10 protein-coding genes and 2 pseudogenes are annotated in these 16,360 nt (G+C 72.9%); 6 read left to right on the plus strand and 6 right to left on the minus strand.

Features of this window, described 5'->3' with window-relative positions; genetic code table 11:
* Positions 1-454 precede the first annotated feature (454 nt).
* Positions 455-778: pseudogene (locus ACFWEG_RS23095) on the plus strand (alpha-galactosidase); the annotation flags it as partial.
* 262 nt (positions 779-1,040) lie between these two features.
* On the opposite strand, the gene ACFWEG_RS23100 reads toward ACFWEG_RS23095, so the two are convergent.
* Positions 1,041-2,294 (minus strand): MFS transporter, encoded by a 1,254-nt coding sequence (locus ACFWEG_RS23100; RefSeq protein WP_387218287.1) that lies wholly within the window; start codon positions 2,292-2,294, stop codon positions 1,041-1,043.
* 84 nt (positions 2,295-2,378) lie between these two features.
* On the opposite strand from ACFWEG_RS23100, the gene ACFWEG_RS23105 reads away from it, so the two are divergent.
* Both ACFWEG_RS23105 and ACFWEG_RS23110 read left to right on the plus strand, forming a co-directional pair.
* A complete protein-coding gene (locus tag ACFWEG_RS23105; RefSeq protein ID WP_387218289.1) occupies positions 2,379-2,837 on the plus strand; it encodes a winged helix-turn-helix transcriptional regulator in 459 nt (152 codons plus the stop codon).
* 104 nt (positions 2,838-2,941) lie between these two features.
* Positions 2,942-3,931 (plus strand): helix-turn-helix domain-containing protein, encoded by a 990-nt coding sequence (locus ACFWEG_RS23110; RefSeq protein WP_387218291.1) that lies wholly within the window; start codon positions 2,942-2,944, stop codon positions 3,929-3,931.
* 153 nt (positions 3,932-4,084) lie between these two features.
* Here the strand turns inward: ACFWEG_RS23110 and ACFWEG_RS23115 are convergent, their stop codons facing one another.
* Complete coding sequence (locus tag ACFWEG_RS23115; protein ID WP_387218294.1) at positions 4,085-4,957, minus strand: alpha/beta hydrolase; 873 nt, start codon at positions 4,955-4,957, stop codon at positions 4,085-4,087.
* A gap of 192 nt (positions 4,958-5,149) precedes the next feature.
* Positions 5,150-5,581: a hypothetical protein gene (locus ACFWEG_RS23120; protein ID WP_387218297.1), complete on the minus strand. Its 432-nt coding sequence runs from the start codon at positions 5,579-5,581 to the stop codon at positions 5,150-5,152.
* A gap of 162 nt (positions 5,582-5,743) precedes the next feature.
* Here ACFWEG_RS23120 and ACFWEG_RS23125 point away from each other — a divergent pair, with 162 nt between their 5' ends.
* Positions 5,744-6,799: a helix-turn-helix domain-containing protein gene (locus tag ACFWEG_RS23125; RefSeq protein WP_387218300.1), complete on the plus strand. Its 1,056-nt coding sequence runs from the start codon at positions 5,744-5,746 to the stop codon at positions 6,797-6,799.
* A gap of 164 nt (positions 6,800-6,963) precedes the next feature.
* On the opposite strand, the gene ACFWEG_RS23130 is transcribed toward ACFWEG_RS23125, so the two are convergent.
* Positions 6,964-7,860, minus strand: coding sequence for a S41 family peptidase (locus ACFWEG_RS23130; protein ID WP_387218303.1), 897 nt, complete (start codon positions 7,858-7,860; stop codon positions 6,964-6,966).
* A 1,002-nt stretch (positions 7,861-8,862) separates the two neighbouring features.
* On the opposite strand from ACFWEG_RS23130, the gene ACFWEG_RS23135 reads away from it, so the two are divergent.
* Complete coding sequence (locus ACFWEG_RS23135) at positions 8,863-11,007, plus strand: SpoIIE family protein phosphatase (protein WP_387218305.1); 2,145 nt, start codon at positions 8,863-8,865, stop codon at positions 11,005-11,007.
* A 303-nt stretch (positions 11,008-11,310) separates the two neighbouring features.
* Here the strand turns inward: ACFWEG_RS23135 and ACFWEG_RS23140 are convergent.
* A pseudogene (locus tag ACFWEG_RS23140) lies at positions 11,311-12,307 on the minus strand (IS481 family transposase); the annotation flags it as partial.
* Positions 12,304-13,482: a Cmx/CmrA family chloramphenicol efflux MFS transporter gene (locus ACFWEG_RS23145; protein WP_387218308.1), complete on the minus strand. Its 1,179-nt coding sequence runs from the start codon at positions 13,480-13,482 to the stop codon at positions 12,304-12,306. The gene ACFWEG_RS23145 and the pseudogene ACFWEG_RS23140, both read right to left, overlap by 4 nt.
* 1,385 nt (positions 13,483-14,867) lie before the next feature.
* Here ACFWEG_RS23145 and chrA point away from each other — a divergent pair.
* A complete protein-coding gene (gene chrA / locus ACFWEG_RS23150) occupies positions 14,868-16,277 on the plus strand; it encodes a chromate efflux transporter (protein ID WP_387218311.1) in 1,410 nt (469 codons plus the stop codon).
* Positions 16,278-16,360: the final 83 nt, after the last annotated feature.

Consider the following 16,360-nt stretch of genomic DNA (forward strand, 5'->3'; position numbering starts at 1 on the left):
GTCCGCGGGCCGCGGTCGGGCACGTCGCGTGGGCGGCCGGGGCCGCTGAGTGCCCCGCCGCACGGGCGCGATCGGCGTGTCAGCAGCGGCCTTTGGGCGCCGCAGATCGGATCGCGTGCGGTGCCACCCGGGTCACCGAGTCGCCCCGCACCACGCCGCCGGAGGCCTCGACGGCGTGGCCGTTGCCGATGTCGCACCGGGAACGTGAGGGAGGCCGGCGGAGCCGATCCCGGTCGGACCGCTCAGGCGGAGACTCGTTCTCCTCCGCGGCCTCCCGGACATCCCCACCTGGACCCGGATCCGCCCTTTCCTCCGTCACCGCGCGACCGGGAACTCGGGCGTGCGAGGCGGATGTTGCGACCCGAGGCACGGGGTCCCGCCAGGCGCGTGGGGTGAGGTCCGACCGTGCGGCCACCGTGTGAGTCGTTCGGCGCCCACAGGTCGGCCTCTGCCGGGCTGCGAGGTCTTCGTCATCGACGCGGGCCGGTACGCCGAGGACGAGACCTGGTGGGAGACCGTCGGCGCCTGGGAGCCCGCCGCACGGCGCTTTCCCGGCGACATCGGCGAAGTGCTGGACCGCATACGCGAGCGCGGCATGACGCCCGGCCTGTGGCTCGAACCCGAGGTGGTCGGGATCCACAGCCCCGCCCTGGGCGAACTGCCGCCCGAGGCGCTCTTCCGGAGCGGAGGCGTACCCGTCGTCGACTCCGGCCGCCACCACCTCGACCTCCGGCACCCCGCGGTCGTACGACGGCTGGGCACCGTGGTCGACCGCATCTTCCGGCTCGCCCCCGCCGCGGCCCGGTGCCGGCCCACCGGGGCAGGAGACGGCGGGAGGCAGGGCGCCCGGGGCCGTCCTGCGGCACCCCGGTCCGGCGGGGCGCAGGCCTGGAACCACCGCTCTCACGCGCCGTCCCGAGGATCGGCGCGGCACAGCGGGCGTCCGGACCACCCGCTGTTCCGGTCGGCGTCCTCCGCGGCGGGGGTCCCCCTCACGCGGGTGGGTCGGGCACCCGCGTTCCACCGGCACCATCCGGTCTTCAGCCCGCCGGTCGTTCATCGCGACGACATCCTGTGCAACGCCCGCCTCCTCCACCGCCGCTGAGGACGGTGGCCGATGACCGGCTGGATCCACGCGTCCGCCGGCCCGGTCGGCTGACCGCCCAGACGAGCAGCGCGCACAGGGCGAAGGCGGCGCCGAGCACGCTGGAACCGGCCCACCCCGCGGCCGCGTACACCGCTGAGGTGCCGCTCGCCCCGACGGCGGAGCCGAGGGAGTAGAAGAGCATGTAGCCGCCGATGACACTGCTCGTCCGGTGCGGGAAGGCGGCCGTGAGCAGGTGCTGGTTGCTCACGTGCACCGCCTGCACCGCGAAGTCGAGGACGATCACGCCGACGACCACCGGCCACAGCGACCAGGACGCCTGGCCCGTCGGCAGCCACGAGGCCGCCAGGAGCGCCAGCGCACCGCCGGTGACGACGTGGGACCGGCCGGCGTCGGCCCCCTGCCCGGCCCGGGAGGCGCCGAGCGCCCCGGCCAGCCCGGCGATCCCGAACAGGCCGATCGCCGCCGTGCCGAGATGCCACGGCTCGGCGGCGAGCGGCAGGGCCAGGCCGCTCCACAGCGTGCCGAACGAGGCGAACACGAAGAACGCGATCAGTCCGCGCGAAACGAACAGGCGCTCACGGAAGAGGCCGCCCAGGGAGATCAGCACCGCGCCGTACGCGGCCCGGCCCTCCCGCCGGTCGGAGGGCATGAGGGCCAAGGTGCAGCAGGCGAGCGCGAGGAGGAGCGCGGTGAGCACCGCGTAGATGCTGCGCCAGCCCCAGAGGGCCGCGAGTCCGCCGGCGACCACCCGCGCGCCGAGGATGCCGATGATGACGCCGCTGGTCACGGCTCCGAGGGTGCGGCCGCGTTCGGCCGGCGCGGACAGGTCGGCGGCGTAGGCGACCGTGGCCTGGACGACGACCGCGAACAGGCCGGTGAGGGCGAGGCCGGCGAGCAGGAGCCACGCCTGGGCGGCGACCGCGACCAGAGCCGTGCCGACCGCGGCGAGGAGGAGGTGTCCGGCGATGAGCCGGCGGCGGTCGAACACGTCCCCCGCGGGAACGAGGAGGGCCAACCCGATCAGGTAGCCGAGCTGCCCGGTGGTGACGATCCGTCCCAGGTCGGCCTCCGGCAGGCCCACATCGCCCCCGATCTGCGCCAACGCGGGCTGCGCCACGTAGATCGTCGAGACGGCGACCGCGCAGATCACGGCGAACAACGTCCTGCGGCCCGATGTGAGACCCACGCGCGAACCCCCGATCAGTAGCACATCGCAACCAAATCACCGTACGGCAGAATGGTTTCGATCCGCAACCGTTGAGGAGGAGTGATGGCTCGTACCGCGCCCGCTGCCGGCGAGACGGCCTGGACCGACCCCGCCTGCCCCGTCGCCCGCGCGCTCGACCTGGTCGGAGACCGGTGGAGCCTGCTGATCGTCCGCGACGCGATGGACGGAGCGCGGGCCTTCACCGACTTCCAGCAGCGCACCGGAATCGCACGGAACATCCTCACCGACCGCCTGCGCCGCCTCATCGAACGAGGCGTCCTCGAACGGCGGACCGCCCCGACGGGGCGGCGGCAGAACTACGTCCTGACGGAAACGGGCCGGGACCTCTTCACCGTCGTCGTGGCCCTGCGCCAGTGGGGCGAACGGCACGCCTTCGCGGCAACCGAGACCCACTCACTTCTCGTGGACGACAGCGGACTCCCGCTCCCGGAGCTCCGTGCCACGGACGTGCACGGCCGGCCGGTGGGCGTCGACACGACCTCGGTGCACCGCCCGCACTGACCCCGACACGGGCCCGGCGGGGACGCTTGTCACCGCTGCCGCCACCCGTTTGACTTGGCCGGGGTGCCCGCTTGTCGAGCGGCGCCGGGGGAGGCGACGAGCAGATGGTGATCGACAGTGCGGTCATGGCGCCCGGCGAGCGGGCGGAGGCGATTCGCGAGGTGATCTGGAGCAGCGTGGTGCGGGTGGAGATCACCCACCAGCCCGACCCGCGGCTCATCCGCACCTCGGGGGCGATCAGCCGTGTCGGGCCGTTGACGGTCTGCTCGGTGCGGGCCAATGCCACGGTGGTGCGGCGTACTCCCGCACTCGCACGGGACGACATGGAGCCGAGCGTGTTCGTCGGGCTGCAGGTCACCGGCAGCAGCATGGTCGTGCAGGACGGCCGGGAGGCCGTGCTGCGGCCCGGCGACCTAGCGCTGTACGACACCACGCGCCCTTACACGCTGCTGAACAGGGACGGTATCCATCAGCACTACTTCCGGATCCCGCGCGCCGAACTCGCGCTCCCGGACGGCCTGTTGAAGCTGGCGACCGCGGTGCCGTTCGGCCGTCGGGATCCGCTGGCGGACCTCACCGCCACCTGCCTGCGGCGGATCGCGCGCCGGCAGGCCGGGACCGCGGCGTCTTCGACCCACGACCTGGAAGCGGCGGGCAGGCCGGGCATCGAGTTGCTGCGTGCTCTGATCACAGCCCGGCTCGGTGACCGCCGCGCGGCGTTCCACGCCGCGGACGAGACGCTGTGTCTGCGGGTGATGGACTATGTCCGGGCCCACCTCGGAGACCACGATCTGACGCCGGCTCGTGTCGCGGCCTGCCACCACGTCTCGCTTCGCCAGCTGTACAAGGTCCTGTCCCGCAACGGTGTGCACCTGGGCGAGTGGATCCGGTCGCAGCGCCTCGAACGCTGCCGTGCGGAACTCGCGTCCGCCTCTGCCCGGCACCGGTCGATCGCCGCGGTCGGGTACCGGTGGGGTTTCCCGAACGCCGCCCACTTCAGCCGCGCCTTCAAGGGGGCGTTCGGCATCACCCCCGGCGACTGGCGGGCACTGCACGCCGGCAACGGTGACAGCCCGCGCCTCCTCGACCCGTGAACCCGGGGCGGGCGGGGCGCGGAGGACGGCGTCGGTTCCGGCTCCGCCCGGCGGCGGGTGCGCACGGGCGGGATCACCCACCTGCCCGGCGGGGTCCGGCACCCGTGCCGGCCGGCAGCCGCCCGGCGGGGTCCGGCACCCGTGCCGGGGGTCTCAGGTGGTCGGGTCGACGAAACGGCGGACGAAGGTGAGGGCGGTGTCGGCGACCTCCTGCCAGCCGCTGTCGATGGTCAGGGAGTGGCCGCGGCCGGGGACCTCGGTGATCTCGGTGACGGCGTGCTCGTTCTGCGCCTGCTTCTTGTAGGCGGCGTTGGCGATGGCCCAGGGAACGGTGTTGTCATTCTCGCCCGAGACGATCAGCAGCGGTCCGCGGTCGGCCGTGCGGGTGTCGACCTTCGCCTCGGTCCAGGGGTTGAGGTTGGCGGCGGCGGCCTGGAAGAGCGGTTCCCCGGGGGCGGCCACGGCGAAGGTGCCGTACAGCTCGCGGGCCTCCTCCTCGCCGACCGCGTTGGCGAAGGCGTAGCGGAACTGGTCGAACGTCAGCGGCACCGCGCGGTGGTAGTTGGCCGGGTTGGCGAGCACGGCGCTCGCGGCGCGCAGGGAGGACAGCGGGAGCGGCAGCACGCCCCGGAACGGTGCGGGGTCGATGGCCACCGAGGCCTGGGACAGGCCGCGTCCGGCGGTGATCTGGGTGATCAGCCCGCCGAAGGAGTGGCCGATGACCACCGGCTTGCGGTCCAGTCGGCCGATCAGGTCGCAGAAGTGGTCGGCGACCTGGCCCACGCTCTTGCCCGCGAAGGCCTCCGGGTGGGCGTGCGCCTCCTCGACGGTGTCGGGGTCGTCGGGCCAGCCCGGCAGGACCGGGGCGAAGCCGGCCTGCTCGAAGACGGTGGCCCAGCGGTCCCAGCTGGTGGGCAGCAGCCACAGGCCGTGGACGAAGACGACGGGGATGCGGCCGGTGGCGTTGGCGGCCTCGACCCGGGCGAGATCGCGGGCGGAGGCGGGCGTTGCTCGGGGGGACGACACGGTAGGTCTCCTTGAGGGCGTGCGGGTCACGGGTGGTCGGTGCGGGCGGGGGAAGGGATCAGGGCGGCGGGCCACGTCCTGGGCGAGGACCTCTGGGTCCCCGTCGCTGCTCGGGCCGGGACGGGCGCGGCCTGCGGCCGGGGCTCGGCCCGTGGCGGCCACCGCTCCCCCGCCTGCGGCCCGCCGCCGCGGTCAGGGGGCGGCCAGGGCCGTGCGCAGGGTGCTGACGTCCAGTGCGACGGCCACCCGGGCACCCTGGGTGCCGCGCAGCCCGTCGAGCAGGACGAAGCCGTGGATGACGCCCTGGACGCGGACGGCGGTCACCTCGGCACCGGCCCGCCGCAGCCAGGCCGCGTACCCCTCGCCCTCGTCGACGGGCCGCTCGCCCCGCGTACCGGCGGGCCGCACGATCCTGGCGCGGACCTCGCCGATCGGCCCGCCCACGACGCTCACCCGCGCCTCGTCGACCGCGGGCAGCCCCACGTCGCCGCTTTGCGCGCCCTCGACGGCCTTGCGGCCCTCGGCCGGCGGCAACTGGTACGGGAACGGCGGCGTGGCGGTCGCTGCGGCGAAGGCGGCGGCCTGGGGTTCAGGAGCCGGCGCGACGCATGCGTGGTCAGTCACGGATCGGACCTTTCTGCGGATCGAGGGGGCGCGCCGCCGGAGCGAGGCGCCGCACGTCGGAAGCTAGCGGCCCTACGGGACGCCCGGTTGCCTGTGCGTGCCGGCCTGCTGCCCCTCGACGCAGGGCCCGCGCCACCGCGCGGGCACGCACGGAGCAGACCCGTGCACAGGACGGCAACCGCCTGCCCGGCCTCACCACGAGGATGGGCGTCGCCACACCCGAGGACCGCGCTGGAGGGCTGGTTCGTGCTGCTGCTGGACCTGGAGGACGTCGCGCCACCCGACAGGGCGGACGCGTTCCTCCACGCGATGACGGACGACTCCGTGCCGAACGAGATCCTCCACGAGGAGGGCGGGAGCGCGATCAGCGCCCGCATCGAAGGCTGGCGCGTGGGCGGCCTGGACCTCTTCGACCTGCGGAGCTCCGGACTGGAGGTCCGGCGAACGGCCCGACACGTACGCCACCACCGCGACCGTCCCGTGGTGTCGGTCTCGCTCCAGACGCGGGGCGTCCACCGCGCCGAACAGGCGGGCACCCGGGTCCTCCTCGGGCCGCAGGACATCTGCGTCTTCCACGAACTCGCCCCTCGCACCTACGGCTGGTCCGGGCCCGGCGCCTCACAGGCCGTCACCTTCGACACGGAGCATCTCGGCCTGCCGGTGGACACCGTGACCCGGGCCTCCGTGCGGCTTCGCTCCAGCCCCGTGCACGACCTGCTGCTGGGCCACCTGCGCTCGCTGTTCGACCATCCGGGCCGCCTCGAAACGGACCCCGGAGCCGGCGCCCTCGCCAACGCCACCACCGACCTCGTACGCGCCCTGCTGACCTCGGCCGCCCACGACGAACGCGACGCGCGGGTCAGAGAGGCCATGGACGACTCCCTGACGACGCGGATCATGGCGTACACACGCCGCCACCTCAGCGACCCCGACCTCGGGCCCGAGCGCATCGCCGCGGCCCACGCCATCTCCAAACGGCAGCTGTACGTCGTGCTGGCACGTTCGCGCATCCGGCTCGAACAGTGGCTCATCGCCGAGCGGTTGGAAGCGGCGTGCCGACTCCTGGCCGCGCCCCGCCACGCCGCACTGCCGGTCTCCGTCGTCGCGGCCCGGTGCGGCTTCACCAGCCCCAGCCACTTCACCCGGCGCTTCCGCACCGCCTACGGCACCACCCCGAGCGAGTGGCGCCGCCTCCGGACCCGCCCCACCGACCGATGACCGTACCGGGGCGCCTCCGGCTACGGGCCGGACGGCGCCGACCGTCACGGCCGAAGCGACGTGACGGCCGGACCGCTCGTGGCGCCCGGGGCCGGCGTGGGGTGGGTGGGGCGGATGGGGGGCTCGGTCCGGTCGTCGGGACGGCCGTCGGCGCCGGGGCCGCGTCAACTCCGCCTGAGCAGCTCCGCGCGCGCCGCCTCCAGGGCGGCGTCGACGGCCCGGTCGGCCGGGACGGCGATGTCGGGGGCGACCCCGACGCCTTCCCAGTTGGTGCCGGTGACCGCGCTGACGGTCCTGGCGGTCGGAACCGTCACGAGGACGTGTGCGGTGATCGGGTGGCGGGCCGTCGGATGCGCGCCACCGCGGGTCGTCTCCCCGACGACGACGGCTCTGCCGTGGGCCTGCAGGGTGTACGCCACGTCCTCGCCGCCCGAGAACGTGGTCGCGCTCGTGAGGGCGTACACCGGCCGGTCGGTGTACCGGGGGCCGGGAAGGTGCGCCGCGGTCCAGAACTGACGGGTGGTGCCGGTGGTCCGGTCGTGGATGTCGTTGAGGTGCACCTGGTCGTCGTGGAAGAAGTAGCTGCACCACATCGCGGCGCCCTCCGGCGCTCCCCCGCGGCATGCGCGCAGGTCCAGGACGAGTGCGGAGGTGTGCGCGACCACCTGCATCGCCGCACCGATCACCGCGGCGCCCTCGCCGGCGTCGGCGATCCTGCGGATGTCGATCAGACCGATGTTCCCGTCCACCTGCTCGACGCGGCGCACCCCCTGGTTCTCCGTCCGGAGCAGGGCGAGGAAGGCGGCGCGCCCCTCGTCGTCCGCCCGGGCCGGCGGAAGGGGCTCGTCCGACCAGAGCAGCCGCAGGTGCTTGTCCGGACAGACCTCCTGCAGGTGCTCGGTCACCGTCCGGCAGAGCGTGGGCCCGTCCAGGCCGTCGTAGGCGCCTTCCGCGAGGCGGCGTCGCAGGCTCCCCTCGATCTCCGCGGTCCGTTCGGGGAAGACGTACCCGGCCGCTATGCGTCCCAGGGCGTCATCGATGATCTTCTCGTTGGTGGGCACGCGGCGGATCGTAGATCACGTGAAGCGTCCTGACCAGCGACTTCTCCTGCTCGAAGCACCAGCGCGGCGCCCCGCCACCGCCTCTGACGGGACGCCCTGCCTGCGGCTGTCGCACGCCGACGTTTGACAGCACTCCGGAGCGGTCCCCGACAGCGACGGCATCGGCAACGTCGCGTCGCCGGGGTCCCGGCCCTACCGAGCTCCAGCGCACGCCGACTCGCCCGATCGCAGCACGGAACAGTCGCGGCGGCCGGCCGCACCGGCTCGGCCGACTCCGGTACGGCGACCCTTCTGCCGGAAGAGGGTGCTGTCAGGGCACGGTTCGAGTCGTGCGGAGCGCACGCCCCAAGTCGTCGCGCCTGGTCGTGATCCAGCAGGCGAGCAGCCCACGCCCCCCCTTGCGGCCGCGATGCGCTCGGCCGTTTTCGATATGGCGGGAGCACGTAGCAGATGCGGCAGCCGGTTGCAGATGAATCGTCAGGTCGGACCCCGCGGAAACGCGACAGGGTCCCAGGGGGGCTCCTCGCCGCCGAGGTCTTCGCGAGGTCGCGGCCCAGCGGATGCCCGCGACCCGTCGCGCGGCAGACGGCTCGAAGCGAGAGGCGGCAGCGGTGTCCAGGAGTTCGGCGAGGTCGGGCGGGCTCGCGACGGACCAGCCGGTTCCCACGCCGACCGCACACCGGAGGCGGCCGCAAGGTCGGAGCTTGCCGGTCACGACCGCGCCAGACGACCAGGCCGCGCGCCGCTTCGGGCACGGGCAAGCTGGAAGTCGTCACGCTGCATACGGCTCCGGTGGAGCATCGGAAGACCCCCGTTCGGGCAGAGGTGCCTCTGCGGCAAAACCTCGCACGGTCCACGACGTCAGACGGCCGGCCACAGGCTCGAACCTCAGGTCAGCAAGATGGTTCGCCTTCTTCATTTGCGGTCAAAATGGAACTTCTCTCCGACTCCACGGTTCCAAGGTCCCATCCTGGTCCCTCACGAGCATGAGGCGGGGGCACGATGACGGGCCATGGTGCGGACAACGGCAACGACGATCCGGTTCAGCAGGGCGTCGGCCGCTCCCTGCCGGGGTTCGACACCCTGGATCAGTCTCTGGCCCTGGTTGCCGATCTGCCGGGCGTGACCGAGACGTTGGCGAAGTCATGCGCCTGGATGGGCCGGGTCGGATGGGCTCTGATCCTGTGTCAGGAGGACGGCACGCATCTGTTCCCCTGCGCGGTGGCGGGTCTCGAAGCCGCCTGGCAGCCGCCGCTGCGGCTGCTGTCCACGACGGAGTCGTGGCCGGTGATCCGCGCGGCTCTGGGACAGGAGGGCACCGGCCACGACCGCACGGGTCCTTATCCCCTGCCTGCCGCTGCCGGGCCGGTGGCCTGGCAGGCGCTGCCCATGGCCAAGAGTCAGGGCGCTCTCGTGGCACTGCGACCGGGCGACGCGCCCTTCGACGAGGTCGAGCGGACGTTCTTGCGGCGCGCGGTCCAGCTCGCTGCCCGCTACTCGGTCCACCTGCTGCTCTCCGCCGCGCCGCCGCAGTCGGCTCCGGGGATGCGTGACATCCACCAGGGCTGCTTCGTCCTCGACCTGGCCACCGACATGCTGGAGATCGACACGACGTTCGCGCGCCTGCACGACCTGACCGCCGCCGGGCAGTTTCCGCTCTCCGACGTCGTCGCCCGCCTGCCCTCCGACGACCTGGAGAGCGTCGAGCAGATGCTCCGCACGCTCCGCAGCCGGCACGGCAGCTACGAACTCGCGTACCGCCTGGCGTCCCCGACCGGCCGGCCCCGGAGGATGCAGGCCCGTTGCACCACCAGCGGCGACCTCGCATCGGCGCCCACTCGGATCTCCGGTCACGTCACCGATGTCACCGCCGATTCCACGCGCGCCAGGGAACGGGAGGAACATCTGCGGGAACAACTGCGGCGCGCCGACCGGATGATCACCCTCGCGTCCAGTGCGGCGTCGGCCACCGGCACGGCGCAGCTCGCCGCAGCGGCCTGCGAGGCGCTCGCCGTCTTCGGCGCGGACGCTCTCGTGCTGGCGGAGGCCGACCAGGGCCGCACCCGCATCGTGACCACCATCGGCTACGACGCCGAGCACAAGGCCGCCGTCACCGGTATCGACCTGAGCGCTCGGGCGCCCCTCACCGACGCCCTGCGCGAGCAGGAACCCGTCTTCACCCCCTCCCACGACGACCTGGTCGCCCTGTACCCGCACTACGCCGCCACCCTGCCCCGCCTCAAGCGCCACGCCTGGGCCGCGCTTCCGCTCCCGCTCGCCCCCTCGCACCCGGCGACGGCCTGCATGTTCTCCTTCGACCGCCCCCACGCCTTCGGACCCTCCGACCACCCGCTCCTCATCGCCGCTGCCGCCCTCCTCGGCCGGGCACTGGAACGCTGCCGGGACTTCGACACCGAGCACGATCGCGCGATCCAGCTCCAGCGCGGTCTCCTGCCCGCCTCCCTACCCCGGCATCCGCGCCTGCACCTCGCCGCCTCCTACCACCCCGCCGCGCCCGGTGCCCACGCCGGCGGCGACTGGTACGACGCCTTCACCCTGCCCGACGGCCGCATCGCCCTCGTCATCGGTGACGCGGAGGGCCACCACACCAAGGCCGCCGTGCTCATGGGCCGACTGCGCACCACCGTGCGCGCCTACGCGGCGACCAGCCCCGCGCCCGCCGACATCCTCGACCTGACCAACCGCGTCCTCGCCGCCGACAACGACGCCGACGCCGACAACGCCCTCCTCGCGACCTGCTGCGTCCTCGCCCTCGACCCGCACACCGGGCAGCTGGAGTACGCGACCGCTGCACATCCTCCGCCGTTTTTCCTCTCTCCCGCAGGAGAACCGATCGATCCCGAACCCGAGCCCGGGCTTCCGCTCGGTGTCCTGACCGACGCCACCTGCACCACGACCCGCCTCGTCCTCCCACCCGGCGGACGCATCCTCCTCCACACCGACGGGCTCACCGACACCCCCGGCACCGACCCCGACCTGGCCCTCAGCCGCCTTGGCGACGCCTTCCTGTCCACTCTGTCCGAACCCCCCGCTCTGGCCCTGCACCACATCACCACCGGGTGCCTCCCGGAGCCCGCGGCCCACGACGACTCCGCCCTGCTGCTCGCGCACCGCACTACCGCGTGACCTGGTCTCTCCATCGATTCGCGGTCCGGCATGCGGGGCTGCGGCGGGGGCGTCGGAGGATTCGCCGGGACGGAAGGCGTCCGCCCCCGGGTCAGACCGCCGGGGCCGCGGACAGGGCTCGGGTGACCGCCTGCTCGCGGGTGACGTCGCCTCTGCGGGAAGCCCGGCGCTTGCTCGACCGGTTGCCGGCGCCGGTGCGGACTCCGTGCGCCTGCCCGAGCCCGCTCCGCTGTCGGCCTCCCGTATCCCCCTCGCCGTCGTCCCGGCCAGGACCCCTCGCGGAACGGCAGCCGTCTGGATGTTGCTGGCCATGACGTTGGTGACACTCACGTGGAGGCGTGAGGCTGGAGGACGGTTACCGGCGGCGGTGTGAGGCCGGTGGTGGTCGTAGTGGACGTTCCAGACCGCGATCGCCCGCGCCCGTTCCGCTTCAGAACCACTGCCTGGCATACAGGAGTTCCTCAGCGAGGATGCGCTGGTAGCGCTCAACATTGCCGTTGTGGCGGGGCGTGTACGGCTTGGTGCGCTGGTGGCGGGAGGCCCAAGGGATGAGGGCGCGCTCGAAGGCCGCGGCGCGGTAGTTCGCGCCGTTGTCGGTGACCACACGCACGACCCGGTGGATGCCGTGGGCGGCGAAGAACGCGCGGGCCCGGCTGAGAAACGGCACGGTGGTCGCGGCCTTTTCGTCGGAGAAGGGCTCGGTATAGGCCAGGCGGGAGAATCCGTCGACGGCAGAGTGCAGGTAGACGTACCCACCCTTGGCCCCACCGGCCTTTGCGCGCTGTGCAGCCCTGGCTTGTTCGGAGCCGCGTCCATGGGCCCGCCACCCGCCGCCGTCGGGGATACGCCCGACCTTCTTGACGTCCAGGTGGACCATGTGGCCCGGGTAGCGGGCCACGATCCGTTTCGGACGCCTGTAGGTCGAGCCGTCGGGGTCGAGGAAGCGGCGCTGGTAGATGCCCAGGCGCGCCAGCCACCGGCCTACGGTGCGTTCGCTGATCCGGACGCCTTGGCTCGCGAGTTCAAGGGTGATCCGGCGGGCGGACCACTTGTTGTCCCGCCGCAGCTGCTCGATCCGTTCGACGACATCGGGCGGGGTCCGGGTCGGTGAAGACCGCGGGACGCTCGGACGGTCCTGCAGCCCGACTTCGCCGTGCGTGTCGTACCGGTTCTTCCACTTGGACAGGCAGGCGCGGGAGACACCGGCCTCGGCGGCGACGTGCGCGATCGGACGGGTGCGGCAGCGCTCCACGAGCCGTCGGCGTCCTTCGATGTTCAAAAGCGCGTTCGCGTGTGTCATCGCAGCACCTCGGTGTTCCGGCCGGCCGTGATGACGGTGAGGAGGGGGAATGCGATGAGCAGTGCGACCGCGACGAGAAGCCCGCTTGTCCAGAGCGGTCCGAGGGCCCCGGCTTCGGTGCCGAGCGTGGTTGCAGCGACGGCGGGGCCGATGGCGGCGCCTACGTTCAGCGCCGCCGTCGCGTACGAGCCGGCCATCGTGGGGGCTCTGTCAGCCTCGTAGAGGACCCGTGTGATCAGCGTGCTGCCCAGCGCGAACGACAGCGCGCCCTGCACGAACACGAGGGTGAACAGGGCGGTCGGCTCGTTGGCCAGCACCGCCAGAGCGGGCCAGCCGATGAGCAGCAACGGACCGGTGATCGCGATGACCGGGGCGGGACTTCGGTCGGACAGTCGTCCGGCGACGGCGACGCCCACGAAGGAGCCGGCACCGAAGAGCACCAGAGCGACAGAGATCCACAGCTCGCCCAGCCCGGCGCTGTCGGTCACTACGGGGGCCAGGAAGGTGAGGCTGCCGAAGGTTGCCGCGTTCACCAGCGCCCCGAGCAGCATCACCAGGACCAACCGCGGCCGGGCGAGCTGGGCGAGTTCCGCTCGCAACGCCGGCCTGCCGGTCGCCTCGTCCTCGTCTTGTCCTGCGGGGATGCCCTTCAGGATGCCGACAGCGGCAGGCAGGCAGAGAGCGGCGACGGCCAAGAAGGTGGCTTGCCAGCCGAGTGCCGTGCCGAGCACCGACCCACCGGGGACACCGGCGATCGTGGCCACCGTCGTGCCCGACAGCAGGACGGCCAGTGCGCGTCCCTTCCTGTCGGGTGAGACCAGCGCAGCCGCAGCCGTCAGAGCGACGGCGAGGAACCCCGCGTTCGCGACTGCGGCGACGACTCGGGTAGCGAAAAGGACGGGAAAGCTCGTGGTGACGGCGCCCAAGGCGTGAGCTGCGGCGAAAACGAGGACGAACCCGAGAAGGGCCGGGCGTCTGGGCCAGTTGCGGGCAAGCGCGGCCACCAGAGGTGCGCCGATGATCATGCCGATCGCGTAGGCCGGGGTGAGCACGCCTGCTGTCCCGACGGTGACGTCGAAGCCCGAGGCGATGTCCGGCAGGAGGCCGGCGAGCATGAATTCCGAGGTGCCCATGGCGAAGACCGCCAGGGCAAGCAGGTACAGCGGGAGAGGCATCGAGTGGCTCCGAGGTGAGGAGAGGCACGAGAAGGTCATCTCGTCACCGCGGCCAGCCCCGAGCGCACACACGTCCCACCGCAGAAAGCGGCCTGACGGCAGGGCTACGAACTCAGTGGTTCAGGGGGCTGACGGCGTGACCGAAAGCCCCCACCTTGTCTGACTCAGGACTCGACACAGCCCGCACGCTACCCGACCGGTGCACGTCAAAGCATCCCGCTTTCCCAGACATCGGGCTGCGTCACCAACGTCACGTCCCGCAACAGCTAGAGCGCGAAGCACCGGGACCCTGAAATGGCGACCGCCCGTTCCCGGGCTGGGCGCACTCGGCGGTGCGCTGCACCTGCGCGGTCCCATGTCCGCCCTACGCCTAGTCCTCCGCGGGTCTCCCCCGGGCACTGGTACGTCCCCGGGAGATCATCGACCAGGAGGCGAGTGCGGCTCCGGCCCGCGCCGTCCGCGACGGCACCGGCGTCTGGTCGCCCCATGATGCCGTGGCGTTCGGCAGCTCGTGGCCCGGCAGCGGGGTGGCCGCGGTGCCGCTGCCAGGGGGGCGATCGCCCGATCGGCGTACTCACGGTCGTGACGGGCACAGCGGGGGAATGCACCGCCGAGCAGTGGGACTTCCTGTCGGCTGTGGCGGCCTGGGCGACGGACCGGACGGTCCAAGCGCCGCCGCCCGCGCAGCCCGTCCAGGAGGACGCGGGCGGCATGCTCCTGCGGCAGGCGCTCAGAGCCGTGCGGGTCGGCACCTGGGAGTGGGACATCCGCACCGGCGCTCCGCATGGGGATCCGGAGAACTTGTCCATGACCACGGAGCTCCTCGCCGACGAGCTGGTCGGGAACGTCGTACGCCACGGAACGGGACCGGTTCAGCTCCGGCTGCTGCGCGAGGCTGCGAGGTGTCCGACGGCAGCCTCACCATGCCCGGGGTCCGGCATGCCGCGGAGACCGACGAGGGCGGCCGCGGAGTGCAGCTCATCGCAGCCCTCTCCCAACGCTGGGGCACGCACTGCACCAGGACCGGCAAGTGCATCCGGACGGCGCAGCCGCTCGACGACCCCGACACGCTCGACCCGTCTCCGACGTCTGAGGCCAACCGGTGGTCGGTGGGGGACGCGACAGCCGTAACGGCCCTGCGGACGGCCCTTCTCGGCGTTCACCGTCACTTGGCTGAGGCAACCGCCGGCCCGCTCCGGCCGCGTCCGGACGCTGCAACAAGCTGTTCACGTCCGTTCCCCGGGACCTCTCTTCCGGTGACCCGAGCCGCGATGCAAGCATGGCTGCACCGCGGCGGGCGGGTGGGGGACGTGGTCGCGTACGCCCGAGCCGCCGAGACTTCGGCTGCCCGCGCGGCCTGCCCCTCAGGACGAAAGAGAGTGCCGGTGACCGCCACCGACCAGCCGCCGAGCCGCACGGACGAGGCCGACCGCGCCGCACGCGGCGGGGACGTCGTTCCGCTGCGGCAGGCGACCCGCACCTGGTTCGCGATCTCGTGGCAGACCTTCGGCGGTCCGGCCGGGCAGATCGCGGTGATGCAGCGGGCCCTGGTGGAGGACAGGCGCTGGATCGGCCAGCAGCGGTTCAACCACGCCCTGAGCTACTGCATGCTCCTGCCGGGGCCCGAGGCCCAGCAGCTGGCGATCTACACCGGATGGCTCCTCAACGGCACCCGCGGCGGACTGGTCGCCGGCACCCTGTTCGTCCTGCCCGGTGTCCTGACGCTGCTCGCCCTGTCCGCCCTCTACGTCGCCTTCGGCTCGACCACTGCCGTCGTCGGCGTCTTCGCGGGCCTCGCCCCCGCAGTCGTCGCCATCGTCGTCCAGGCCGTCTCCCGGGTCGCCAAGCGGTCTCTGACCCACCCGCTGCTGATCGCCCTGGCGGCGGCCTCGTTCGCGGCGCTGGCGCTGTTCGCGGTGCCGTTCCCCGTGGTCATCGCGGCCGCAGCCCTCGCGGGCTGGCTCATCGGCCGCTACCGTCCCGACGCGCTCACGCCCGCGGGCGGGCACGGCGCCGACGACGGGCCGGCGCCGCTGATCCCCGACGACGCACTGCACCACGAGCAGCCCGGCCGCCGCCGCACCTGGCGCATCCTGGGAGCCGGCCTGCTGCTGTGGGCCGTGCCGGTGGCCGCCGCCGCCCTGCTGACGGGAACCGGCAGCGTGTTCACCGCTCAGGGGCTGTTCTTCTCCGGTACCGCGCTGGTCACCTTCGGCGGCGCCTACGCGGTGCTGGCCTTCGTCGCGCAGCAGGCCGTGCAGACCTACGGCTGGCTCAGTGCGAAGGAGATGGTCAGCGGCCTGGCCCTGGCGGAGACGACCCCCGGCCCGCTGATCATGGTGGTGCAGTTCGTCGCGTTCCTCGGCGCCTACCGCGACCCCGGCTCCCTCGACCCGTGGGCCGCGGCCCTGCTCGGCGCCCTGCTCACCACCTGGGTGACCTTCGTGCCGTGCTTCCTGTTCATCTTCCTCGGCGCCCCCTACATCGAGCGCCTGCGCGGCAACCGCCGGATCTCCGCCGCCCTGTCCGGGATCACGGCGGCCGTGGTCGGCGTCATCGCCAACCTCGCCCTCTACTTCGCCGAACACGCCCTGTTCACGGACGTCGAAGCCAGGAGCTTCGGTCCGCTGCACATCGCCCTGCCCGACCTGAGCACTCTGCGCCCCACGGCCCTGGCGATCACCGTGATCGCGGCGCTGCTCGTCCTCAGGCTCCGCTGGAGCGTCCTGCGCACCCTCGGAGTCTGCGCCGCCATCGGCCTGGGCGCCGCGCTCACCGGCCTTCCCGGCATCTGAGCCCCGGCCCGGACGAGCCGGGCGCACGTTCCCGCGTCCCGGGCCGATCACCTACCGCACCGGCGGGCGGCACCCGGCCGGGT

The sequence above is a fragment of the Streptomyces sp. NPDC060194 genome, assembly GCF_042728285.1.
Classification (GTDB): domain Bacteria; phylum Actinomycetota; class Actinomycetes; order Streptomycetales; family Streptomycetaceae; genus Streptomyces.